This is a genomic window from Coleofasciculus sp. G2-EDA-02 (assembly GCF_040226375.1).
In the GTDB taxonomy this organism is placed as follows: Bacteria; Cyanobacteriota; Cyanobacteriia; order Cyanobacteriales; family Coleofasciculaceae; genus Coleofasciculus.
The window spans coordinates 1-21,178 of record NZ_JAVKEW010000078.1; the positions used below are offsets into that span (position 1 = coordinate 1).

The 21,178-nt window shown below is 46.0% G+C and carries 25 protein-coding genes; 10 read left to right on the forward strand and 15 right to left on the reverse strand.

Going from position 1 to position 21,178, the window contains the following annotated elements; all coding sequences use genetic code 11:
• Nucleotides 1–334: 334 nt before the first annotated feature.
• Nucleotides 335–1,066 (forward strand): phosphoadenosine phosphosulfate reductase, encoded by a 732-nt coding sequence (gene cysH / locus RLO19_RS08025; RefSeq protein ID WP_446355371.1) that lies wholly within the window; start codon nt 335–337, stop codon nt 1,064–1,066.
• A 277-nt stretch (nt 1,067–1,343) separates the two neighbouring features.
• On the opposite strand, the gene RLO19_RS08030 is transcribed toward cysH, so the two are convergent.
• Nucleotides 1,344–1,511, reverse strand: a complete 168-nt coding sequence (locus RLO19_RS08030; protein ID WP_446355373.1) for a hypothetical protein — start codon at nt 1,509–1,511, stop codon at nt 1,344–1,346.
• 69 nt (nt 1,512–1,580) lie between these two features.
• Between RLO19_RS08030 and RLO19_RS08035 the strand changes: the two genes are divergently transcribed.
• From RLO19_RS08035 to RLO19_RS08045, 3 genes are all read left to right on the forward strand, one after another.
• Nucleotides 1,581–2,228, forward strand: a complete 648-nt coding sequence (locus RLO19_RS08035) for a DUF1294 domain-containing protein (protein ID WP_446355375.1) — start codon at nt 1,581–1,583, stop codon at nt 2,226–2,228.
• Nucleotides 2,229–2,305: 77 nt separating this feature from the next.
• On the forward strand, nt 2,306–3,613 hold the full coding sequence (locus RLO19_RS08040) for a glutamate-5-semialdehyde dehydrogenase (RefSeq protein WP_446355377.1): 1,308 nt from the start codon (nt 2,306–2,308) through the stop codon (nt 3,611–3,613).
• Nucleotides 3,614–3,669: 56 nt separating this feature from the next.
• A complete protein-coding gene (locus tag RLO19_RS08045) occupies nt 3,670–4,221 on the forward strand; it encodes a Uma2 family endonuclease (RefSeq protein ID WP_446355379.1) in 552 nt (183 codons plus the stop codon).
• Between the two features lie 138 nt (nt 4,222–4,359).
• On the opposite strand, the gene RLO19_RS08050 is transcribed toward RLO19_RS08045, so the two are convergent.
• The 6 genes from RLO19_RS08050 to miaB all read right to left on the reverse strand — a co-directional run bounded on the left by RLO19_RS08050 (nt 4,360) and on the right by miaB (nt 10,341).
• Nucleotides 4,360–4,788 carry a type II toxin-antitoxin system VapC family toxin gene (locus RLO19_RS08050; protein WP_446355381.1) on the reverse strand — a complete coding sequence of 143 codons (429 nt, stop codon included), beginning with the start codon at nt 4,786–4,788 and terminating at the stop codon, nt 4,360–4,362.
• Nucleotides 4,785–5,000, reverse strand: coding sequence for a hypothetical protein (locus RLO19_RS08055; protein WP_446355383.1), 216 nt, complete (start codon nt 4,998–5,000; stop codon nt 4,785–4,787). The genes RLO19_RS08050 and RLO19_RS08055 overlap by 4 nt, the downstream gene beginning before the upstream one ends.
• A 336-nt stretch (nt 5,001–5,336) precedes the next feature.
• Nucleotides 5,337–7,958: a type I DNA topoisomerase gene (gene topA / locus RLO19_RS08060; RefSeq protein ID WP_446355385.1), complete on the reverse strand. Its 2,622-nt coding sequence runs from the start codon at nt 7,956–7,958 to the stop codon at nt 5,337–5,339.
• Between the two features lie 328 nt (nt 7,959–8,286).
• Nucleotides 8,287–8,517, reverse strand: coding sequence for a type II toxin-antitoxin system MqsA family antitoxin (locus RLO19_RS08065; RefSeq protein WP_446344343.1), 231 nt, complete (start codon nt 8,515–8,517; stop codon nt 8,287–8,289).
• 24 nt (nt 8,518–8,541) lie between these two features.
• A complete protein-coding gene (locus tag RLO19_RS08070; protein WP_446355387.1) occupies nt 8,542–8,823 on the reverse strand; it encodes a DUF4258 domain-containing protein in 282 nt (93 codons plus the stop codon).
• A 162-nt stretch (nt 8,824–8,985) separates the two neighbouring features.
• Nucleotides 8,986–10,341: a tRNA (N6-isopentenyl adenosine(37)-C2)-methylthiotransferase MiaB gene (gene miaB / locus RLO19_RS08075; protein ID WP_446355389.1), complete on the reverse strand. Its 1,356-nt coding sequence runs from the start codon at nt 10,339–10,341 to the stop codon at nt 8,986–8,988.
• A gap of 367 nt (nt 10,342–10,708) precedes the next feature.
• Here miaB and RLO19_RS08080 point away from each other — a divergent pair, with 367 nt between their 5' ends.
• From RLO19_RS08080 to RLO19_RS08090, 3 genes are all read left to right on the forward strand, one after another.
• Nucleotides 10,709–10,963 (forward strand): UPF0175 family protein, encoded by a 255-nt coding sequence (locus RLO19_RS08080; protein ID WP_446355391.1) that lies wholly within the window; start codon nt 10,709–10,711, stop codon nt 10,961–10,963.
• The gene (locus tag RLO19_RS08085; RefSeq protein WP_446355393.1) at nt 10,953–11,441 is read left to right on the forward strand and encodes a DUF3368 domain-containing protein; all 489 of its coding nucleotides are present in this window, start codon (nt 10,953–10,955) and stop codon (nt 11,439–11,441) included. Before RLO19_RS08080 ends, RLO19_RS08085 begins: the two co-directional genes overlap by 11 nt.
• 217 nt (nt 11,442–11,658) lie before the next feature.
• Nucleotides 11,659–11,982 carry a hypothetical protein gene (locus RLO19_RS08090; protein ID WP_446355395.1) on the forward strand — a complete coding sequence of 108 codons (324 nt, stop codon included), beginning with the start codon at nt 11,659–11,661 and terminating at the stop codon, nt 11,980–11,982.
• Between the two features lie 12 nt (nt 11,983–11,994).
• Here RLO19_RS08090 and RLO19_RS08095 read toward each other — a convergent pair whose 3' ends face one another.
• Nucleotides 11,995–12,180 carry a hypothetical protein gene (locus tag RLO19_RS08095; protein WP_446355396.1) on the reverse strand — a complete coding sequence of 62 codons (186 nt, stop codon included), beginning with the start codon at nt 12,178–12,180 and terminating at the stop codon, nt 11,995–11,997.
• A 114-nt stretch (nt 12,181–12,294) separates the two neighbouring features.
• Nucleotides 12,295–12,843, reverse strand: coding sequence for a DUF2721 domain-containing protein (locus tag RLO19_RS08100; RefSeq protein WP_446355398.1), 549 nt, complete (start codon nt 12,841–12,843; stop codon nt 12,295–12,297).
• A 569-nt stretch (nt 12,844–13,412) separates the two neighbouring features.
• On the opposite strand from RLO19_RS08100, the gene RLO19_RS08105 reads away from it, so the two are divergent.
• Nucleotides 13,413–14,489, forward strand: coding sequence for a hypothetical protein (locus tag RLO19_RS08105; RefSeq protein WP_446355400.1), 1,077 nt, complete (start codon nt 13,413–13,415; stop codon nt 14,487–14,489).
• 206 nt (nt 14,490–14,695) lie between these two features.
• Here the strand turns inward: RLO19_RS08105 and RLO19_RS08110 are convergent, their stop codons facing one another.
• Complete coding sequence (locus RLO19_RS08110) at nt 14,696–15,166, reverse strand: hypothetical protein (protein WP_446355402.1); 471 nt, start codon at nt 15,164–15,166, stop codon at nt 14,696–14,698.
• On the opposite strand from RLO19_RS08110, the gene RLO19_RS08115 reads away from it, so the two are divergent.
• Nucleotides 15,165–15,317 carry a hypothetical protein gene (locus tag RLO19_RS08115; RefSeq protein WP_446355404.1) on the forward strand — a complete coding sequence of 51 codons (153 nt, stop codon included), beginning with the start codon at nt 15,165–15,167 and terminating at the stop codon, nt 15,315–15,317. The genes RLO19_RS08110 and RLO19_RS08115 overlap by 2 nt on opposite strands.
• Before the next feature lie 3 nt (nt 15,318–15,320).
• On the opposite strand, the gene RLO19_RS08120 is transcribed toward RLO19_RS08115, so the two are convergent.
• From RLO19_RS08120 to RLO19_RS08130, 3 genes are all read right to left on the reverse strand, one after another.
• Nucleotides 15,321–16,067: a hypothetical protein gene (locus RLO19_RS08120; RefSeq protein WP_446355406.1), complete on the reverse strand. Its 747-nt coding sequence runs from the start codon at nt 16,065–16,067 to the stop codon at nt 15,321–15,323.
• 119 nt (nt 16,068–16,186) lie between these two features.
• Nucleotides 16,187–17,005, reverse strand: coding sequence for a type 1 glutamine amidotransferase (locus tag RLO19_RS08125; protein ID WP_446355408.1), 819 nt, complete (start codon nt 17,003–17,005; stop codon nt 16,187–16,189).
• A gap of 146 nt (nt 17,006–17,151) precedes the next feature.
• The gene (locus tag RLO19_RS08130; RefSeq protein ID WP_446355410.1) at nt 17,152–17,304 is read right to left on the reverse strand and encodes a hypothetical protein; all 153 of its coding nucleotides are present in this window, start codon (nt 17,302–17,304) and stop codon (nt 17,152–17,154) included.
• A 475-nt stretch (nt 17,305–17,779) separates the two neighbouring features.
• Here RLO19_RS08130 and RLO19_RS08135 point away from each other — a divergent pair, with 475 nt between their 5' ends.
• Nucleotides 17,780–18,235 (forward strand): DUF29 domain-containing protein, encoded by a 456-nt coding sequence (locus RLO19_RS08135; RefSeq protein WP_446355412.1) that lies wholly within the window; start codon nt 17,780–17,782, stop codon nt 18,233–18,235.
• Nucleotides 18,236–18,276: 41 nt separating this feature from the next.
• Here the strand turns inward: RLO19_RS08135 and RLO19_RS08140 are convergent, their stop codons facing one another.
• Both RLO19_RS08140 and RLO19_RS08145 read right to left on the reverse strand, forming a co-directional pair.
• The gene (locus RLO19_RS08140) at nt 18,277–19,620 is read right to left on the reverse strand and encodes a MurT ligase domain-containing protein (protein ID WP_446355414.1); all 1,344 of its coding nucleotides are present in this window, start codon (nt 19,618–19,620) and stop codon (nt 18,277–18,279) included.
• An 80-nt stretch (nt 19,621–19,700) separates the two neighbouring features.
• Nucleotides 19,701–20,984: an RNA-guided endonuclease InsQ/TnpB family protein gene (locus RLO19_RS08145; protein ID WP_446339702.1), complete on the reverse strand. Its 1,284-nt coding sequence runs from the start codon at nt 20,982–20,984 to the stop codon at nt 19,701–19,703.
• Nucleotides 20,985–21,178 lie beyond the last annotated feature (194 nt).

The following is a 21,178-nucleotide window of genomic DNA, read 5'->3' on the forward strand; positions in this document are numbered from 1 at the left end:
GAGCAGCAAACTGGCTATCGCATCCGCTGGTAGGTCTTTAACACTTGCCGATAACGTAGTGCGCTTAGCACTTAGGCTGGTAAGCACAGCTTTAACTTATTTGGCTAAAGCTCCGTGTCTTTAGACCGGGGTTGCTTACAACATTCTCCGGCTTAACAAGCTCTATGGAGTTTCTTATCTAATAGCTTGACAGCCCTTTATGAAATTAGGATGAAATACCTCGTCTAAACCTGAATCAGAACAACAGCTTGCTTTTCATCCTGATTTCACTTTCGCCTGTTTTACTAAGGGTAAAAGTAAGTATTAATACTCAGTCGAGTTGGAGCAAGCTGTTATGATCTGTGCGAGTACATCCGTGAGCCAAGTTACCACGTTTGACCTAAATCAACTAAACCAGCGATTTGAAAGCGCACATCCAAGAGATATTCTAACCTGGTGTCTAGAGAATATTCCCACCGGACTGGTGCAAACCACAGCGTTTGGTGTTACAGGTATCGTCATCATTGATATCCTCTACCGCGTTCTCGCTCCCCAACCCCCAGTTCCGGTACTGTTTCTCGACACGCTGCACCACTTTTCCCAGACTCTAGAATTCGTTGAGAAAGCCAAATCGGTCTACAGGTTAGATTTACACGTCTACAAATCCTTACAAGCCAACTCCCGCTCAGATTTCGCCGCTCGTTACGGACACGAACTCTGGCACAAGGATATTGAAAAATTCCATTATCTGACGAAAGTTGAACCGCTACAACGGGGTCTAGCCGAACTAGATACTGTTGCTTGGATTAATGGTCGCCGTCGGGATCAAGGGAAAACTCGCGCTAATCTCTCAGTATTTGAACTGGATAATAACAGACGAATGAAAATTAATCCCTTGGCAAATTGGACGCGCCAACAGACATGGGCATACATAGCGGAGCATAGTGTGATTTACCACCCCCTCCATGACCAAGGGTATGCAAGTATCGGTGATGAACCGCTGACGACGCCAGTAGTTTCAGGGGAACACGAACGGGCGGGGCGCTGGCGCGGTATAGGAAAAACCGAGTGTGGTATTCATATTTGACAATCTCCGGTCTAAAGACGCGGAGTTTTCTGCGACGGAGGTATAATTATTGTCGTCGCTCAGGGGTCACGGATCAGGGGTGACGCCGCCACTCCTTTACAAAACTAAATATCTTTTTGGTAAATAGGGGGTGACACCCCTCATCCCATAAGTTTATAATTGTGCATAGTAGATGCACCCTGATAATCCGGAGAGTTGCTTAGGTGACTCTCTTTTTTTTGTCTTTTGTCTTTTGTCATTCGTCCTTGGCAAATCAGGAACCGATCATGGGGAGTTGCTAACGCAGTCGTCTCGCCGCGATCGCAAGTCGTCTCAGCTTGACCAAAGTGACTAACCCGATACTTAATCCTAAGGCAACATAGCTGGGTAATCCCAGCCAGAAAAGCGCGATCGCAACTCCACCAATAGCAACGTAGATGGTAAATTCAACAGTTAGATAGATCAAGGTTTTGGCGATCGCTTTTACACCACGCCGGATAAAATCGCGCTATGGTTCGTTCATTGATTTTTATAGATGAAACCAAAAACCCATAAAGGTCAATTAACGGTTTGGAAAGACGAAAGGGGTTTTGGCTTTATCAAACCCGATAATGGCGATCAAGACGTTTTTCTGCATATCACTGGATTAAAGAATCCTAATCGCCGTCCCCAAGTCGATGACATTATCCTTTATCAAGTAACCGTTGACAACAAAGGAAAACTTCGTGCTAGCAATGCTGTCATCGAAGGAACGGCATCTCAGCCTAGTCCAAAACAGTTAGCAAAAACCTCTGCTAAAAGAAAGCGATCGAAAAAGAGAACAAAATCGTCTTCATTAGTCTGGCAAGTTTTGTTTTTATCTCTATTTCCTATCGGCGGTTCAGTTCACTTGGCATCAATAACATCAAATTTTATTCCTCTGCTGATGTATTTGAGCATGAGTGGGTTAACCTTTCTCCTTTATGCTCACGATAAGTCCCATGCTAGAACCGGAGAATGGAGGATACCTGAAAAAACGTTACATTTGTGCGAACTAGCAGGTGGATGGTTAGGTGCTTTCATTGCTCAACGCACCCTACGCCACAAAAGCAGCAAAAATTCTTACCAAGTCGTATTTTGGGTAATTGTGGCTTTTCATATTATGTTTTGGAGCGCTTGGCTGTTAAAATATTTATTTAATTGAGTAGAAATCATAATTTCCTTCCAGTCCAAGATTTTGCTAGACTTCAGATGACTTAGTTGGTATTTGTATCTCCAGCCATGACAGCGACTCCAGTACCATCCCAATCCCTCAGCGCGATCGCACAAGCTACTCGCCAAGCGGCGCGACTGTTGGCGGTTATGTCCACTGATACCAAGAATCTAGCCATTGAAGCGATCGCGAAAGCCTTAGAAACCGCAACAGCAGATATCTTGGCGGCGAATGTCGCGGATTGTCAAGCCGCAGAAGCGGAGGGTATCCCTAAACCCCTGTACAATCGCCTGAAGCTGGATGAGACGAAACTAAACGCCGCGATCGCGGGGGTGCGGGATGTGGGTAGGTTGACTGATCCCATTGGCGCAATCCAAATTCATCGGGAAGTCGATAAAGGATTAGTTCTCAAGCGTGTCACTTGTCCCCTGGGAGTCTTAGGCGTTATCTTTGAAGCACGTCCCGATGCGGTGATGCAAATTACCTCCCTGGCGGTAAAATCGGGGAATGGGGTGATTCTCAAAGGCGGGAAAGAAGCAGTACGATCCTGTGAAGCGATTGTTAAGGCGATTCATAAAGGATTATCTACAAGTTCAATTGATCCGGCTGTGGTGCAACTCTTAACCACCAGAGAGGAGACGATGGCGCTATTGCAGTTGGATAAATACATTGATTTAGTTATTCCCAGAGGATCGAATGCCTTTGTCGGTTTTGTTCAAGATAATACCCGGATTCCGGTATTGGGTCATGCTGATGGAATCTGTCATGGTTATATTGATCGGGCGGCTGACTTGCAAAAAGCGGTAGAGATTACTGTCGATGCGAAAACTCAGTATCCGGCGGTGTGTAATGCGATAGAAACCCTACTGGTACATCGTGCGATCGCGCCGAGCTTCCTTCCCCTAGCCGCAAAAGCCTTGAAAGAACGGCTGGTGGAACTCCGTGGCGATGAAGCGACTTGCCAAATGATTGACTGTTCAGCCGCCACAGATGCAGATTGGTCTACAGAATATAATGATTTAACTCTGTCGATTAAAATCGTAGACTCTCTGGAAGCAGCAATTAATCATATTAATACCTACGGTTCTGGGCATACCGATGTTATTGTTACCGAAGATGCAGACATTGCCCAGATATTCCTCAATCAAGTGGATAGCGCGAATGTTTTCCACAACTGTTCGACTCGGTTTGCGGATGGGTTCCGGTATGGGTTTGGCGCCGAAGTCGGAATTAGTACAAATAAATTACCGCCCCGTGGTCCTGTAGGATTAGAAGGATTGGTGACGTATAAATATCAAATGACAGGTCAAGGTCATATCGTTGCGAGTTATAGTGGCAAGGATGCCAAATCCTTTACCCATAAGGATTTGGATTGAAGGAAACCTAAACCGAATCAGTGTTTCAACTTTAAAGCAACAGAAACGCGATCGCAATGGCAATCACCACAGCCAAATGGACAATAGACGAGTATCACCGCATGATTGCGGCAGGGATCTTAGAGGATCGGCAGGTGGAACTACTTCAGGGAGAAATTGTCGAGATGTCACCAGAAGGAGAACCCCACGCCTACTTCAGTAGTGAAGCTGGGGAATATCTGATGCGGCGGTTATGCGATCGCGCCATGGTTCGCTTAGCCAAGCCGATTACACTCCCAAACAACTCTGAACCTGAACCCGATATTGCCATTGTGCAACGATTGGGGCGTGAATACCTAGAGCATCACCCTTATCCAGACAACATTCTTTGGTTAATTGAGTATTCCGAGTCCAGTTTAGAGAAAGACTTAGAGATAAAACGTAAAATTTATGCCCAAGTTGGTATTTCTGAATACTGGGTCATTAACCTAAAAAGAAGACAACTGATTGTATTTCGAGATCCCCAAGATGGAGAATACGCTTCCCGATCGACGCTAACGGGAGGAAGAATTTATCCCCTAGCGTTTCCTGATATAAGTATATCCGTCGATTCTATTGTCAGTATATAAATGAAGACATATAACAATTTTACTTGAGATATAAAACGGAGGTAGACAAAGGGACAGGAAACAGGAAACAGGAAACAGGAAACGGGAAACGAGAATAGTAAATAAATACAAATGTTTTTATATTATGCTAAAATAGTATTAAATTGTCCAATCTTCGATTGCCAACCCTGCCACTTTCCCGAAATCTCGATGATTGCGGGTTAAGAGAATTAATCCGCGAGATAGTGCAATTGCCGCGATTCTTGCATCCATCTTTGCCCGTTGAATCCGTTTTGACTTTAATTGCTCAAATGTTGTAGCTGCACCCGGATCAAATGGTAGGATGGGTAACACTTTAAAGTCATTAACGAGCCGCGCCATCATCTCATATCCTTTCACTACATCATTTAGGCTACGCTCACGATTAATATAGGCGTGACAACCAAGCATTTGTTCGTGAAAAGTGACAATTGATACGGCAAAATTCGATAGCGGGTGATGAGCCATGTGTCTCGAAAGCTTGCTATAATCCTTCCCTGTTTGACGCTGAAGAACGCTCAGATGGTCTGTATCCAATAAATATTTCATAACTCGTCTTGTGCTTCTAGTACAGACTCATCACCTTGGCGAATTGCTCGTCCGTAAGCCAGTACCTCCTCAAAGGCAGGTTCATCTTTGAAAGACCCTGTAATTTGTTGTAGCCAATTTGTCGGTTGAGGATTTGCAAGTTGTTTCTGCAATTCGGCGATCGCTGCTTCAACTGCTACCATACGTTTTTCTAAAGAGGTGTTGTTTGCCATTGGGTTTTCTGGTCTTCCGTAGTTGGTGTACTCAATTGTTAGTTTAAGGCTCCCAAATATTGAACAGCAAGAGATTTAATCTAGGGTTACTTTTTCACCTTGTAACTCGAACAAAAATAAGCGATCGCGTTCGTCTTGGAAAATGGGTTCAACCGATGCTAGGACAAGGGGAGAGTGAGTGGTAATCAGGGTTTGGACGTATGTAATTCTTGCAACATTAGATAATCCCCATCGCCACTGTATTTTTACCTCATTTTGGGCGTCGTCTCTCTCATTTGACTCTACCTCAACGTAAACGTTAGGTAGAGACGCGCCATGGCGCGTCTCTACATCAACCTATTTTTTGGTACTCTTGCGACTCTTCGAGGATGTTGAGGATTTTGAGGATTTTGATTTTTTGGAACGGCTGCTGGATTTCTTCGCGGCTAAGAGTTCCAAAGCTTTTTCTAGGGTAATATCCTCAACCGATTGATCATCAGGGATTCCCGCATTAGTTTTACCATGCTTGATATATGTCCCATAAGGACCCTCGTAGATATTGACGGGTTCTTTATCCTCTGGATGCGCCCCTAATTCCCGTAATGGAGTCTTGGATTTGCTGCGACTACCCCCTTTGGATTTTTTCGGCTGAGACAATATCTCCAATGCACGATCCATAGAAATTGTCAATACATCGTCCTCTTTTTTGAGGGAACGATAATCTTTTCCCTCTTTACCTTGGTTATGGACAACATAAGGACCAAAACGTCCCAATCCCGCCTGAACTTTGCCCCCAGTTCCAGGATGAACACCTAGAGTACGCGGGAGTGCTAATAGACCCAGCGCCATGTCTAGGGTGACATCTTCCATGTTCACCCCTTTGGGTAAAGACATCCGCTTCGGTTTCTTATTCTCCTCAGAGACTTCACCCAATTGGACATAAGGACCATAACTCCCGGTTAACAGATAAATCGGTTCGCCCGTTTCCGGGTGCAGTCCCAGTTTTTCCGGTCCTTGGGTTTTTTGCTTGAGGATAATCTCTACCTGTTCTGCATCCAGTTCAGAGGGGGTCAAGTCTTGGGGAATGGATGCGGTGACGGAACCCTCGCCATTTTCGGCTTCGATGTAGGGACCAAATTTACCAATACGAACTTTAACATCCAGATTTTCCAGTTCGATACTCCGGGCTTCATTGGGGTCAATTTGGTCTTCCCGTTCGCGCACTTGGGTTTCTAAGCCATTGTCGCCCCGATAGAATTTCTCCAGATAGGGTAACCATTCGGCTTCTCCGGTGGAGATTTCGTCTAGGGTTTGTTCCATTTTGGCGGTAAAGCTGGTGTCTACCAAGTCCGGGAAGTGTTTCTCTAGTAAACTGGTGACGGCAAAGGCGGTGAAGGTGGGGATGAGGGTCTTTTTTTGCATTTGGGCATAGCCGCGATCGATAATTGTACCGATAATGCTGGCGTAGGTACTAGGACGCCCAATTCCTTCACTTTCTAGGGTTTTGACCAGGGAGGCTTCGGTGTAGCGCCCTGGTGGTTGGGTTTCATGACCGATGGCTTCCAGGTTTTGGCACTCTGGATGATCCCCAGGGGTTAAGGGGGGAAGGACAACTTCTTGGTCTTCTAAGGCGGCTTCGGGATCATCAGAACCCTCCACATACGCCCGGAGGTAACCGGGAAAATCGATGCGTTTTCCTGTAGACCGAAATCCTGCATCTTCGACTTCGAGGTCTACGGTAATGTGGGTTTGGCGCGAGTCTGCCATTTGGCTGGCGACGGTGCGTTTCCAAATTAACTCATACAGTTGCAATTCGCGACCCGATAATCCGGTGTCTCTGGGGGTACGGAACGTGCTTCCGGCGGGGCGAATGGCTTCGTGGGCTTCTTGGGCGGCTTTACTTTTGGTGCTGTACTGACGCGGTTTGGGGCTGAGGTATTGCTGACCATACATTTGTTCGACGCAACTCCGGGCTGCTGCGATCGCTTGCTCGGATAAATGCACCGAATCTGTCCGCATATAGGTAATATACCCCTGTTCGTACAAGTTTTGAGCCGTCCGCATTGTATCCCGTGCCGATAAGCTTAATTTGCGGTTGGCTTCCTGTTGCAGGGTGGATGTGGTAAATGGGGGGGCGGGTTTGCGGATGACGGGGCGTTCGTCTAGGTTAGTCACTGTCCAGGTTTTGTCCAACAGCCGCGCCTGCAAGTCTCGCGCCTCAGCTTCATTCAGCAGCCGCACCGTTCGCCCTTCAATAATTTGCCCCGTGTTGGCGTCGAAATCACTTCCCGTGGCAATTTTTGTCCCCGCTAGGGTGACGAGGCGGGATTCAAAGGGGGTGTTGTCTTGGTCTAAAAGGGCTTTTAAGTCCCAATAACTCCCTTGACGGAATGCACGGCGTTGGCGTTCTCGATGCACCAAAAGCCTTACCGCAACGGATTGGACGCGCCCCGCTGATAATCCCCAGGCAATTTTTTTCCACAACAGAGGTGAGAGGGTATAACCTACCAATCGGTCTAAAATTCGCCGGGTTTCTTGGGCGCGTACCAGTTGGTCATCAATATCCCGACAATTTTGCAGGGCGTCACGAATCGCTTCTTGGGTAATTTCGTGAAAAACCATGCGTTTGCAGGGAACTTTGGGTTTGAGGACTTGCAATAAATGCCAACTGATGCTTTCCCCTTCTCGGTCTTCGTCTGTGGCTAGGACTAATTCTTCGGCGTCTTGTAGGGCGTCTTTGAGTTGTTTGACGACTTTCTTTTTATCCTTGGGGACAACGTAGATGGGTTCAAAATCTGCTTCCACGTTTACCCCCAACTGCGCCCATTTTTCTCCCTTGATGGCTTCAGGGATCTCACTAGCCGATTGAGGAAGGTCACGAATATGACCCATTGACGCTTCTACTTGGTAGTCCGAAGGCAAGTAGTTACGAATGGTGCGAGCTTTGGTGGGAGATTCGACGATGACGAGGGTGGTCATGGGAGTCCTCAAAATAGCAGCTTAGCTGAACAGTCTAATCTAAGTCGTTTTGGCGAGGTGTCAAGTCATTGATCCGCCTTCAGGGAGTTTGAACCTTTCCCTTCGTTCAAGAGAACCCCAAAGTCGTTACTAGCAGGGCTATGCCTGGAATACAGTCCCAGTTAGTCCCATACTACGTTATTGCTTTGGGTCGATCATCTATAACATATCTCTTCTTCTCTTATATATCCCATCTCAACGGTAACTGCACTTTTTCCAGAGAGAAGGTGGGGGAGATTTCTATTGCTCGTGAATATGATGACTATTAGCTAATTCAAGGATATGTTACTCACTGTGCAAAACTAGCCACTTCTACAGGACGTTCAACAGCTAAGGATTTACGTTGGCGTTTAATCCGCTCAATTTCGTGAAGGGTTTGTGCGGTAAAATAGCTCTCGCCACAATCAGGGCAACTGAGGATTGGAATATTTTCGATCACGAGTAAGTCTTCACCCTTGCCGTATGCTCTAGTAATCTGGCGGATGATTACACTGTCACTTCCACAAATATCGCACATCATATAGCATTTTCCCGTTTTTCGTTTTTAAGGTACATATACTGTAATGATAACTAGCTTCCCAGTTGGACTCAGCTTGGCAATTAACTCGACTTCCCCACCATCAAGAGTTGTACCTCGAATGCGGTATTTCGATTCGGCGGTCGCCCTATCTTTTTGACGTTCCAGTATCTCGCCTGTCAGAATGCCTTGTTCAATATCATAGATCGTGAGGGTATCCTCACTCATTTCTTCTTCAGCGTGGAGTGTCATCACATATTTTTGTGAGCGAATCTTTTCTCGCATTCGTTGCAAGATTTCATTGAACATAGCATTACTAATTTCATAAACCTGTGTCCAAAATGATTATCCTAGTTTTCATGGATTTGTTCTAATGCAAATCTTTAGCCGATCGCACTCCCAATCATCAGTTGCTAGATCTGCCTCGATCAGGAGTCGGATCTGCATTGCCTACCTGACATCACATCCTTTTTAACAAGGGGCTAAAGTTAACGCTTCACCCGTGAGACTAAAGGCGCGAACTTCGGTAATTTTTACCTGGACTAACTGTCCTTTTAATTGATTAATATCGCCGCTAAAGAACGTCAACCGATTCCCCCGCGTGCGTCCCATAACTTGGCTGGAATCCTTGGGATTTTGGTCTTCGACGAGAACCTCTTCAATCCGCCCAAAATACCGTTGCGATCGCGCGGCGGCTTTTATACTAACTAAATGGTTAAGTCGTTGCAAGCGATCGCTCTTGACCTCCTCACTTAGTTGATTCTCCCACAGGGCGGCGGGTGTACCGGGGCGAGGGGAGTAAGCGGCGGTGTTTAATTGGTCAAATTCAATATCCTCCACCAGTTTCAATGTATGCTCAAACTGTGCCTCGGTTTCTCCCGGAAAGCCGACAATCGCATCCGCACTAATCGACGCATCGGGCATATAATTGCGAATCGTATCAATAATTCGGCGATATTTTTCCTGAGTGTATCCCCGCGCCATGGCTTTGAGGATATCGTTATCCCCGGATTGGAAGGGAATGTGGAAATGTTCGCAAACTTTCGGCAATTCCTTACAAGCGCGAATCAATCGTTCCGTGAAATAACGGGGGTGACTCGTGGCAAACCGAATCCGCTCAACTCCGGGGACATCGTGAACATAATAAAGTAAATCTGTCAAGGTGTGCTGATGCCGTCCCGATTCAGTTACGCCAGGTAAATCTCGCCCATAGGCATCAATATTTTGTCCCAGCAGCGTAATTTCCTTATACCCTTGGCGTCCTAATTCTGCCATTTCCTCCCGAATCGCCTCTGGGGTGCGGGATTGTTCCACGCCGCGTACATTGGGGACAACGCAGTAGGTGCAGCGTTCGTTACAGCCGTAAATCACATTTACCCAAGCGGTAACCGTGCTATCGCGGCGGGGTTTGGTAATGTCTTCGACGATATGGATGGGTTCAGTGGCGACAATTTGGTTTCCGTCACCGACTTGTTCGAGTAAGTCTTTCAGGCGATTGGCGTGTTGGGGTCCCATAACTAAATCCAATTCTGGGACACGTCGCAGCAGCGCTTCTCCTTCCTGTTGAGCGACACAGCCGGCAACAATTAAGGTAAGGTCAGGTTGTTCTTGTTTCCGCTTTGCTTGTCTACCGAGGTAGGAATAGACTTTTTGTTCGGCGTTATCGCGAATTGTGCAGGTGTTGTAGAGGATGAGGCTGGCGTCATTGGGGTCTTCTGACCACTCAAATCCCATATCTTCTAAGATACCAGCCATGCGTTCCGAGTCGGCTTTGTTCATCTGGCAGCCAAAGGTGGTGATATGGTAGCGACGGGGAGAGGTGGTCATGGTACAGGGTTTTGAGATAGCGTACAGATTATTATTATAGGTTTTGGTTGTTGATGGGATGAGTATGCCATCTACCTTGTGCGATCGCACAAGTTTGTAGTTTGTAGTTTGTAGTCGGGGCTTTAGCCCCTTTCCAAGAGCGATCGCGCTAACCTAGTTCATAAATCTTTTGGGCGGTGTACGGTACATCCTTGTGTTTTTTTAACGCAGAGGGACGCAGAGGTCAACGCAGAGGGGCGCAGAGGTGTTTATATTTTACAGGTCTATTTGGTATCGCGGCGTAAGTCCTGAAGTTGTGTGACAGCCTAAGTCAAGTCAGATTTGAGTTTAATGCTATGGTGTATAGTCATAAAGTTGAGATTTTTTTATGACATCTGTCTCGATTGAACTTCCCCAAACGGTATTTTCTGCACTGAGAAAGAATCCAGATGAGTTTGTCCAAGAGATGCGAATAGCCGCTGCTGTAAAATGGTATGAACTGGGGCAAATATCTCAAAGTAAAGCCGCTGAAATTGCTGGAATAACTCGCGCTGAATTCATTAATGCGTTGTTTCGGTATCAAGTAGATTTTATGCAATACACGGCTGAGGAGTTGGCAGAGGAAATGGCGAATGTTGATTAAGCGCGTGGTGATTAATGCTTCACCTCTGATTGTCCTATTTAAAAGTCAACAAGCTGATTTATTGCCTCAACTTTTCTCGGAAATTATCGTGCCAGTCGGTGTCTGGGATGAAGTAACAGGAACCGCTCAAAACGATGCCGCTTCTCGACAATTATCTAAGGTCACTTGGGCGCGACGAGTAGAAAGTGGAGAGATCCCACAAGAAGTGGCGGCGTGGGATTTAGGCAAGGGGGAATCGGAAGTATTAAGTTTGGCTCTAAACGATTCCAATTTGGCGGCGATTGTTGATGATAGAGCCGCACGTCGCTGTTGTCAAGCTTTAAGTATTCTTACAATTGGAACAGGTCGCTTAATTATCCTGGCAAAACAACGAGGATTAATTGATTACGTGTCTCCCAGAATTCAAGCCTTGCAAGATGCTGGTTTGTGGTTGTCAGATAATTTAATTAATCTACTCAAACAACAAGCAGGAGAGTAATTCATCTGCATCTTATTTGTCACCGTATCTGGCGCAACGAAGGGAGGTAAGTTGTTAATGGCAGATTAGGAGATTGAAAGATTTTGTAGGGGCGGGTTTCACGACTATCTTTTCGGTTGCACCCGGATGTAACTAAACCCGCCCCGACTCAGGTGTCTAGACTTTCCATGAAAAGTTCGCATCTGAAGGGGTGAGCGGGTTGGTGAATCTTTAGATTGTGGCTGGCGACTCTCTATGTGTGGTTAACGACTCTTTGAGTGTGGCTGACGAGTCTCTATGTGTGGCTGACGAGTCTCTGGGCGTGGCTAGCGAGTCTTTATGTGTGGCTGACGAGTCTCTGGGCGTGGCTGACGAGTTTCTATGTGTGGCTGACGAGTCTTTGAGCCTGGAACAAGCCCTCGCGAACCGCCTAAACGACTCAATCAACATAAGCAACCCGACAGGAAGCAAGTTGGGGTACTTCACTGACTATTCTAGACTAAACCTTGTAGGGGCACGACATGTCGTGCCCCTACAGATGGTTATGGTGGTTCAACCGTGAAAGCTGAAATCCCTACAGCTTTGGCTTAACAACTAGCGCCACTATCAACGCAGGTGTACCGCCAATTAACCCGATAATCAGCCAACGGCGAAAATCAAACCCCTTGTGTCGAGCCAGGAGCGCCGCGATAATGCCAATGATGCAGTGAATCGTTAACAGGAGATAGGGATTGAGTTGTAGGGGGAAAGTAGACAGCAAAGCGAACTCCTCTGAATCGATTCGATAAATATCTATTCGCCATCAACCATAGCAGATTTTGTCACCAACGCTTTCACCTGAAAAGGCAGATAAAAAGACGCTTCTTTTCTGTTTTTATATTTTACTCTGCTCTCCCTGGTTCGGTTCACTCAACCTGCCGAATAAATTGAACCCAACGGCTTGTTTATCTTGAACCTCCAGTAAAATCACCGAATAGGCGATTACTTCATCAATCGCTAAACAAATCACCCCCACTAACACCAAAAACATCCCAGTAATAAACAAAAAAATGGGGAGTTGTGCCAGGAAGGTTATCCCCATAAAAAAATGGAGGGCAATGGCAAATGATGTCAACACAAAAAAAACAACCGCCAATGTGTCGCAAAGGGTTGAATTCCGCACATACCAGGCGCGGCGCAACAGATTATTCAGTTGATGTTCTAAACTTAAAAAGCGAATATCTTCTCCCGAATCGAACTGTCCTTGGTGCATTAACTCTTTCGCAATGATTCTTCTCTCGTTGTTCAATAACCGGATACGATTTAATAAAGAAGACTGTCTCGCATTTAATCCTAAAAAGAACAAACCACTGGATGAAATCATCACGGCGGGTGCAAGGATGGCTTGAATGACTTGAGTTACAGTGAGAGACATTTGATCCATTATTTTCCTGGGTACTCACTAGCGAAATCTTGAGCAGTATAGCGCAGGATTCCCCTGAAATGCGATTGTCATAAGTAATAAGTTATCCCAGGAATTATTTTGTAGCTTATGTTACTGTTTTGGCTTTTAGCTCCCCCTTCCTTGCCCCTTAAAAAGGGGTAAGCCATGGGATGGGGATCTTTTATAGGCTTTAAGAATTTCCGCTTCTGCCTGTTTCAACGGTGTAATATCCCCAGGGACAAGTTTCCACGCCAGCCAGCGATAACTCCCCTCTTGGTGACGAATGCGATTGAGGATTTAATTCCTCTGGGCGACGGCAAAGTATTTCTTTAAAAAAGGTTTACAGAAATTCATATATTTGCGTTTATACTAAACATTAAGACTGTTACATTAACGCAAGCATAGACATTCAGGGCAAAATTTTCCCACCCGTTCAGAAAGCAGGGAGAGCCAGGTAAAAATGCCTACGGGTATGAATTTGCCAAAGGAATCTACCAGCCAACAATAGGCTCAACGGATGTCAATCATCCGATTTGTTGAATATCCTCACCACAGACTAGGAGTATTTCATGCTGGTAACAACCCCATTAGAAAAAAGTCTCACGGTTAAACGCCTGCTTAATCTTTGGGCTTCCCGCTATGTTCCTGACTTATCCACGCTTTCATTAACCAGCCACAAATGCACAACAACTGAGTTAATGGAAGCCGCCTCTCCCCAAGGGCGAGAGAAAACCGCGAGTAAACTCTCTCAACTGATAGAAATTCACTGCAAATGTGCAGGTATCCGCACGAGTATTCTCTTCTCCTACATTCCCAATGTTGTGAACTTAACCGAATCCCAGGGCATTGCCACATCCTCAGCACAGGTTTATCAGAAGGTTTTATCCGTCTATCAAAAACAGTCACCGAATTCCGGCTTAATCACTGCCTTATCTCAGGTGGAAGCCGTTGATATCTCGACCGATTTATATAAAGTCTCGGTTATGCCCAAATTAGAGCTACCCGAAATATCATCCCTCGTTACCATTCTCACCCCAGAATTAATGCAATTTCAGTCGCAACATTTATCAGCCAGTAATCAGAAGATTCTGGGATTTATGAGTACCCAATTTCATCTGAGCTCAAAGGTTTTACTAAATCGGTTAAGCCTACCCGAACAGTTATTACTCTCTCCCTACTTCAAATTTATTGAAGAGCAAGTTTGTATTCCTTGGCAACGGGTATGCGCGGCGGCGGGTCAACATTCCCTTAATTCTCCTATATTAGCCTTAGTCGAGCAACTCCTACCCAAAAGTCAGGAAATTGCCGCACGAGTTTATCGCAAAGCATTGGAACTCTATCCCAATTATCGCAGCCGTCGCGGGAAACTGGATGCTCCAGAAGTAAAAGCCTCAAGTATCCGCGATGTCGAGATGTTTCAAGCCTACCTTTGGGTTTGTGTTTTGGAACAGAATATGGCAGCGATGGAAAAGGAACTTTTTCCCTTATGTGAAATGGTTTATCCCAGTGTGAACGTAAGTTGGGAATTAGTGGACAAAATGGTTAAACTGCTGGTAGAAAAGATTATCATCCGCCTAGACACTCAGCAAAAATCAATCGTTCAGCCTTATACCACCGCCATGCAGAAATTGTTCGCTTGTCGTTAAAGGGAACGGGGAATGGGGAACGCTTGAATCAGGGGGAGCAGGGGGAGCAGGGGGAGCAGGGGGAGCAGGGGGAGCCGGGGAAACGACGGTTAGCTTAGATAATGCCTTCAAGCCAGTACAATTTGATAACGCGGTGTGTTACAGATTGCGAGTGTTCCAGACATAGCCGGCTAGGTGTCCGTTGCGTGTTCCCTGTTCCCTCTGATTTAACCTTCCGACTTGGCAAAGACGCCTAAACCAAAATCACAACTTCTGTTCCTAGACGAGCATTTACTCATTTTTACATTAATCTCATACCTATCCTCTGCGGGGGGAACAAAAGGGACAACAGCGACGGCATAATCGGTCAGATCAGATGCGACTACATTGCCTTGCATATCTTCTACAATCAAATCGATATCCTCGCAACTCTTATCGCAAACGGCAACGAAACTGTACTCTCGATTGGGCGATAGAAATACTGTCTTTGGTGCTTGCGCTCCTCTAGAGAGTCTAGCTACCGTTCGCGGAAATACCAATTGATAGCCCTCCTTGTCTTGGGCTTCAATAACCGCTCGAATCTGAGCTTCGACTTCTTGCTCCGATTCGTTCAGGGGTCTAGCTGTTGCGGCAATCTGAAGTGTGGTCACTGAAAACAGCGCTAGGGTAGACACAATTAGGCGTTGAACAATCTTCATGGCAATAATTTTATGGTATGAAGCCCAAATGGATTATTGTACACTGTCGGTTCGCGATCGCCTATTCTTCGGTTGGGTTGAGAGCTGCTCCTTAAATAAACTCGCGTCTTTAATCCTTACTCCTATTTCTCAAATGACGAATGACAAATGATGACTAATAATCTTCCTCCACAGGCAAAAACTCCTTTGTCTCCGGTGAATATTCCCAAGCGACTCCTTCTGGATCTTTACTTTGACTCCATTGGGCAAAATCTGGGTCAGATTTGCGCTTGCCGATAGTACTCGAATGCACATCGAGTCGCTTGGCTAATTCTGCCTGAATCAAAGCCTGAGTCTGTTTATCCTGATCATTGGCTTGAGGTGATGGCTTCTGTTGAGCAGATTCGGGTTTTTCCTGGATGTCTTCTGCTTCAGTCTCAGACTCCTCATCCATCTCATCCTCCATCAACCATTGAACCAGCTTTGGGGCTTGATTGGTTAAGGATTCATACTCTTGTTCCGGTAGCGGTTCACTACTTTCAAAGATACTTCCCAGTGCATTGGCAGTCAGAAAGTAATAAACGATGCCTTTATCCTCGTAGTCTCGACGCTTCGCCCCAAATTCTTCTGTCTTTCTATCTAAGTATCGCTGTGCGGCTGCTCCAGAGATATTCGCTTTCATCGACAAGTCTAGGGGCGTCAAGCAACCCTGATTGTCTTTGATTAACTGATTGAAGAAGGGATTGACTTGCTTACTCCATTGCAGCCACCGATACTGCTGCCAAATTTTCAACAGAATAATCACGATCAAAAGCGCAAGCAGATAGGGCCACGTTTTAAACAACAGGACAAATACAAACGCGATCGGGAGTAGGAGAATCAGAATCCCTGTAGTACTGCTATCAATTACTTTTCCTGTCATATCCCTGCTTGCAATTTTCTCTTAAGCTTAAGCGAATTGAATTACGGTAACGATGGCATTCCCGTGACTGACAGCCAAACCTTAGCTCGGCTTAGCCGTTGATTGGCATAGTGCCTATTTCAACAGTTTACGGGTTCTTGAGCCAGGTTGGTCAGCGAGAGGCGTTTTAACATCGCTGCCCGTGCTTGCTTAGCTAACGTATCATCTAGGGGCGTCAATGTGATAGGGGTTTGGTATTTTTGTTTTAATCCGGTTTGGATCAGCCAATCGGCGATAAAGGGATTTTTGGGCAACAGCGGACCATGGGAATAGGTTGCGATCGCGTTTCGATAAAATGCCCCTTCCATGCCATCCTCGCCGTTATTCCCGTAGCCTTTCACTACCTTACCCAGGGGGGAGACGTTCCCCAAATAGGTACGCCCGCCATGATTTTCAAAGCCAATCACAATCGGCTTGCGTCCCAGCATCTGTTCTAAGTCTTGGGCAAGGGGAGAGGCGGTTAACTCAAAGACGACATTGCCAATACACCGACGCGCATCAAGTCCGGGATGCTTACTGACAAAATCCAATAACCCTAATCCTTCAATCCGTTGACCCAAGGCGGGTTCGTAATAGTGACCCAACAGTTGCGGGGAACCGCAGGTAAACACCCCAGGGGTTCCGGTTTCCAGTTTCTCCCGCAAGGCATCCGCCTTTGCCCCCCGCAAGTCCCGCATGACAATTTCCTGCTGTCGGTCTTGGGCGCCACCCCCCATAAACACATCGACCTGGTGGAATTGGTCAGCCTGGGTTTGTTGATCGAGGGGTAGGACATTCACCCGAATCCCCCGCCATTGAGCGCGTTGTTGGAGGCAGATCACATTGCCGCGATCGCCGTAGGTACTCATCAGGGTCGGGTATAGCCAGCCAATGGTTAGTTCTAGATGGTCGGGATTCATCGTTTTTGGTTCATGTCTATCTAAGTTTTACAGCCTGACTGGAGCGGAAACCGAAAGAAGTTATAAGTCAATTGTAGGGGCGGGTTTAGGCACAATTGTCGGGGCGGGTTTAGGCACAATTGTCGGGGCGGGTTTAGGGAATCAATTCAGCTAGTCACCGATAACGGAACAACAAAACCCGCCCTCCTCACCGATAACGGAACAACAAAACCCGCCCTCCTCACCGATAACGGAACAATAAAACCCGCCCTCCTCACCGATAAATGAACAACAAAACCCGCCCTCCCCACCTTATTCATAAGTCATGAAACAGAACATGAAATCAATTACCACTTTTACTGCTTTTTGTCAAAAAAAGATTTTGATTTTTACAAAAATACATGGGTCGAACCCCAACGGGCTTGATCGCGAGGAGTACAGCTTTTTGACGCAAAATCAAGGGGTTCAACTTACAATGAGGCGACTTTCTCTAAAAATGCATATAAAAAACGCTCATTATTAGTATAGACAAATCGCTGAATCCTCGCAATTTCGTTGCTTATTGCAAATAATTCTCACGGTTTTTTTGCCTGTTAAGCTCTGTTAAGCAACAAATATCAAATCAAATCTCACTGATTTAAAAGTTTTAGTTATACTTGCACCGTACCCGGCAATCATAAACTGTAGGGGCGCATGGCGTGCGCCCGATTCAATGCTCACATCTAATCCACAATTTTATGGGTCACTATCATATACGATAATTAGACAAATCCTGATCAATAAACAGAGTTAAAAATGACGGTGAACATGAACTTAGCATCACTTTATGACGTTGAATATGACCAATGGTTAGCGCTAACCATTAGTTTGTTAAAAGAAAACCGATTCAATGAGTTGGACAAGGAACATTTAATTGAGGAGTTGGAAGACTTGAGTCGGCGAGAGAAAAAAACAGTTGAAAGGTTTCTAGAACAGATTATCCGGCATTTGCTACTTTGGCAATATTGGACGGCAGAACATGATTATAATGCCAATCACTGGCAAGCAGAAATTATGAGCTTTAGAACCCAAATCAATGAAGATTTAACCCAAAACTTACGAAATTACCTCCAAGAAAACCAAGTCAAAATTTATGAAAAAGCATTAAACTACGTGAAACAAAAGACCGGATATGATGTGGATTTTCCCGAAAACTGCCCTTATACCCTCGACCAATTATTAGAGATGAACTGGCTACCAGAAAAAAGCTAAAATCACTGTTTTGGTCAGATGCGTTAATCACCAAGGGCAACTCATAAAATCTGCCGTCCGGTGAGTAATCCCCGCACTTCTAACATGGCAGAATAAGTGGGTAAAATATGCAGCGTTTCATCTGTAGGTGTATGTGCCAATGCCGTTTTAATCGCCTCTTGTAAATCCTCTTTAATAATTAACTCACAAGGATGTTCTGCCTCAGATTGAGAATACTTGAGGCGCAATGCCATATCATAAACGCGATCGCCACTCACCACAATCGTCCCCCCTAACGCCACTAGCTTCTCCGTATCCACGTCCCAAATCCAAGATACATCGGTTCCATCTGGGGTACGGTCATTCAATACGACTAACTTTGTCGATGCGCCCCCCTGTTTTTGGATATCATGCACCGCCCGGATGGTTTCATTCATCCCTACCGGATTTTTCGACAACAAAATTCGCACATTCTTCCCTTGAACCTCTAATTCCTCGGCTCGTCCAAACGCCGCCTTGAAAGTTTTAACCGTGTCGTAAATATCCGCCCGTTCAATACCCAATTCCTCTGCCACTAATCCAGCCGCCAGGGTATTATATTTGTTATAAATACCAATTAATATTTGGGGCCACTCCTGACTATTTACCGCTAAGGAACTTTTCTTAAAGCCGCAACTCGCGCAATGGTAGTCCCCTAAATGAGACAAGTAAACCCCCTTGTAATCCAGAGGATAACCGCAACTGGGACAGTAAATCGAGTCTACGGCATGGGGAATTTCTTCCAGATAGCGATCAGGTTCATTTAAACCGAAAAATCGCACCGTTTGCGATAACTGCTGACCGAGATAACACAGTGTCGGATCATCAGCATTCAAAATCACCCGCGTTTGGGCAGGAAGCGGTGCGATCGCGTCCATCCAGCGCTGACTAATCGTATCCACTTCCCCGTAGCGATCGAGCTGATCACGAAATAGATTTAAACCCACAATCACCTGAGGCTGACAATCCTGCAAGAGCAAGGGTAATATATTTTCATCCACTTCTAAAATGGCATAATCGGCATCCAGCAAACCAACAACATTGGTATGCTCCATCAACGCCGTCACCAAACCATTAATCAAATTCGCACCCGTGACATTATGCGCCACTCGCCACCCCTGACGCTCCAACAGAGTCCGCAACAATAAAGCTGTCGTGGTTTTCCCATTCGTCCCCACAATCAGAATCACCCCACGCCTTACCTGTGCCAAGAGCAACGGTAAAGCATGAGGTTGAATTCTGCGGGCGATGGACCCTGGTAATACACTAGCTGCCCCTAAACGGAATCCTCGCACCAACGAGGTAACGGTTTTAGCCGCGCCTACCGATAAACCCAGGCGCACTTGATCTAGCACTGATCGACTCACATCCACACTCCTCCCAGACGGGGCAGCTTTTCGGTTCGCTCTTGCTTATACTAGGCTATTTAGTGACATACTCCCGACACTTATCCTTCGGATAAAGTGCGGGCTTCTCCATCCCGTTTCCGAGACTTCGCGTTTTTGAGTGAGGCGATGCCCAACCCCACTTTCTTGATTAAAATACCCGAACACAGATCTCGTGGCATGGAAGCACCGCAATGAGGACATTCATGCCACCTATCCGATAGAGTTTTAGAGACTCGGTTCAAACAAATCGCACAATGCTCAGATGTACCCGCAGGATTCACTTTAATGACCTGCTTACCAGCTTTTTCAGCTTTGTAAGGCAAGATTTCATTGAGGAATCCAGCTATTCCCGCATCGGCAAAACTTTTGTTCAGACCTGACTTTTGAGATTGTCCATTAGGTAGAAAATTCCCTTCTTCATCCTGTTTGGGTTTGTTACGACGAGCCATATTGGAGACTTTGAGATCTTCGACGAAGATAACATCGGCTTTGTCTAGCAATTTTCCAGCTAGTTCGTAATGCCATTGTTTGCGTTGAAGAGCAATGCGTTGATGCAATCTGGCAATACGTTGATTAAGTTTCCGTCTAGCCTTAGACCCTTTTGGTCTTAACTCCCTTTTGGCTTGGAGTGTGGTAAGTTTATCTTCAGCCTGCCGATAAAACTTTGGAGGTTCAACCAGAGTCCCATCAGAACAAGCAGCAAAATACTCCAACCCAGCATCCACACCGATGCTGTTGTCTTCTGTTGGTTGGATAACTATGGTGGGAGCATTGGAAACAGACTCGTCCTCTAAAGTCAAGGTAACATGCCAGCCATCTGCTTTTTTGGTGATTAACGCTCGTTTCACCACAAAGCCATCTGGCGTAGGTCGATGTTGGATGAACTTAATAGCCCCCAGCTTAGGGAAAACAATTCGGTTTCCCTGTATGCAGTTAGCCTTGATTGACGGGAAAGCCATTGTCCGATAGCGATTCTTCCCCTTAAATCGAGGCTTTCCACTACGCTTCCCATTGCTATCGCCCTTGAGAAATCGCTGAAAGGCTAAGTTAACCCGCTTAACAACATCCTGGAGTACATGGGCATGGATATCTTGATACCAGGGACGTTCCTGCTTCAACTGAACCAACGAACGTTTCTGCCCATAGTATTCTGGCTGCTCTTTTGGTTGAGCAATACTACAAACCAAAGGACAGGCATTAACGGAGTTACGATTGTTCTCCCACCAATCAAACCTCTGTGCCAGTAACCAATTGTACTGATAGCGCAGCATATCGAGCCAACGAGTCAGACGAGAGCGTTGTTCGTAATTTGGCTTGAGGCGGTACTGGTAGGAGATAATCATTGTCTTTCTTGGTCTGTTAGAATCAGCGTAGCCTATATTAGGTACGTTGACTAGTTCACCAACCTTGCCCTAAAAGGGACAAGGATTGACCAAGCCAGTTTGGACAACGTAAGCGGTGAATAGCTCGGTTTGAGCCTAGTTCTGGCACAGACTTCCGAATACTTCCCTAGTTCGGACTAGCCTCTAAGCCTAAT

Excerpts from the sequence above, each read along its gene's own strand:
- RLO19_RS08105 (WP_446355400.1), top strand. The coding sequence starts at position 13,413 with ATGCTGGTAACAACCCCATTAGAAAAAAGTCTCACGGTTAAACGCCTG.
- RLO19_RS08085 (WP_446355393.1), top strand. The coding sequence starts at position 10,953 with ATGTTGATTAAGCGCGTGGTGATTAATGCTTCACCTCTGATTGTCCTA.
- RLO19_RS08050 (WP_446355381.1), bottom strand. The coding sequence starts at position 4,788 with ATGAAATATTTATTGGATACAGACCATCTGAGCGTTCTTCAGCGTCAA.
- RLO19_RS08045 (WP_446355379.1), top strand. The coding sequence starts at position 3,670 with ATGGCAATCACCACAGCCAAATGGACAATAGACGAGTATCACCGCATG.
- RLO19_RS08100 (WP_446355398.1), bottom strand. The coding sequence starts at position 12,843 with ATGGATCAAATGTCTCTCACTGTAACTCAAGTCATTCAAGCCATCCTT.
- RLO19_RS08040 (WP_446355377.1), top strand. The coding sequence starts at position 2,306 with ATGACAGCGACTCCAGTACCATCCCAATCCCTCAGCGCGATCGCACAA.
- RLO19_RS08070 (WP_446355387.1), bottom strand. The coding sequence starts at position 8,823 with ATGTTCAATGAAATCTTGCAACGAATGCGAGAAAAGATTCGCTCACAA.
- RLO19_RS08135 (WP_446355412.1), top strand. The coding sequence starts at position 17,780 with ATGACGGTGAACATGAACTTAGCATCACTTTATGACGTTGAATATGAC.
- RLO19_RS08120 (WP_446355406.1), bottom strand. The coding sequence starts at position 16,067 with ATGACAGGAAAAGTAATTGATAGCAGTACTACAGGGATTCTGATTCTC.
- RLO19_RS08115 (WP_446355404.1), top strand. The coding sequence starts at position 15,165 with ATGGCAATAATTTTATGGTATGAAGCCCAAATGGATTATTGTACACTG.
- RLO19_RS08055 (WP_446355383.1), bottom strand. The coding sequence starts at position 5,000 with ATGGCAAACAACACCTCTTTAGAAAAACGTATGGTAGCAGTTGAAGCA.
- RLO19_RS08080 (WP_446355391.1), top strand. The coding sequence starts at position 10,709 with ATGACATCTGTCTCGATTGAACTTCCCCAAACGGTATTTTCTGCACTG.
- miaB (WP_446355389.1), bottom strand. The coding sequence starts at position 10,341 with ATGACCACCTCTCCCCGTCGCTACCATATCACCACCTTTGGCTGCCAG.
- RLO19_RS08110 (WP_446355402.1), bottom strand. The coding sequence starts at position 15,166 with ATGAAGATTGTTCAACGCCTAATTGTGTCTACCCTAGCGCTGTTTTCA.
- topA (WP_446355385.1), bottom strand. The coding sequence starts at position 7,958 with ATGACCACCCTCGTCATCGTCGAATCTCCCACCAAAGCTCGCACCATT.
- RLO19_RS08130 (WP_446355410.1), bottom strand. The coding sequence starts at position 17,304 with ATGAATAAGGTGGGGAGGGCGGGTTTTGTTGTTCATTTATCGGTGAGG.
- RLO19_RS08035 (WP_446355375.1), top strand. The coding sequence starts at position 1,581 with ATGAAACCAAAAACCCATAAAGGTCAATTAACGGTTTGGAAAGACGAA.
- RLO19_RS08065 (WP_446344343.1), bottom strand. The coding sequence starts at position 8,517 with ATGATGTGCGATATTTGTGGAAGTGACAGTGTAATCATCCGCCAGATT.
- RLO19_RS08145 (WP_446339702.1), bottom strand. The coding sequence starts at position 20,984 with ATGATTATCTCCTACCAGTACCGCCTCAAGCCAAATTACGAACAACGC.
- RLO19_RS08125 (WP_446355408.1), bottom strand. The coding sequence starts at position 17,005 with ATGAATCCCGACCATCTAGAACTAACCATTGGCTGGCTATACCCGACC.
- cysH (WP_446355371.1), top strand. The coding sequence starts at position 335 with ATGATCTGTGCGAGTACATCCGTGAGCCAAGTTACCACGTTTGACCTA.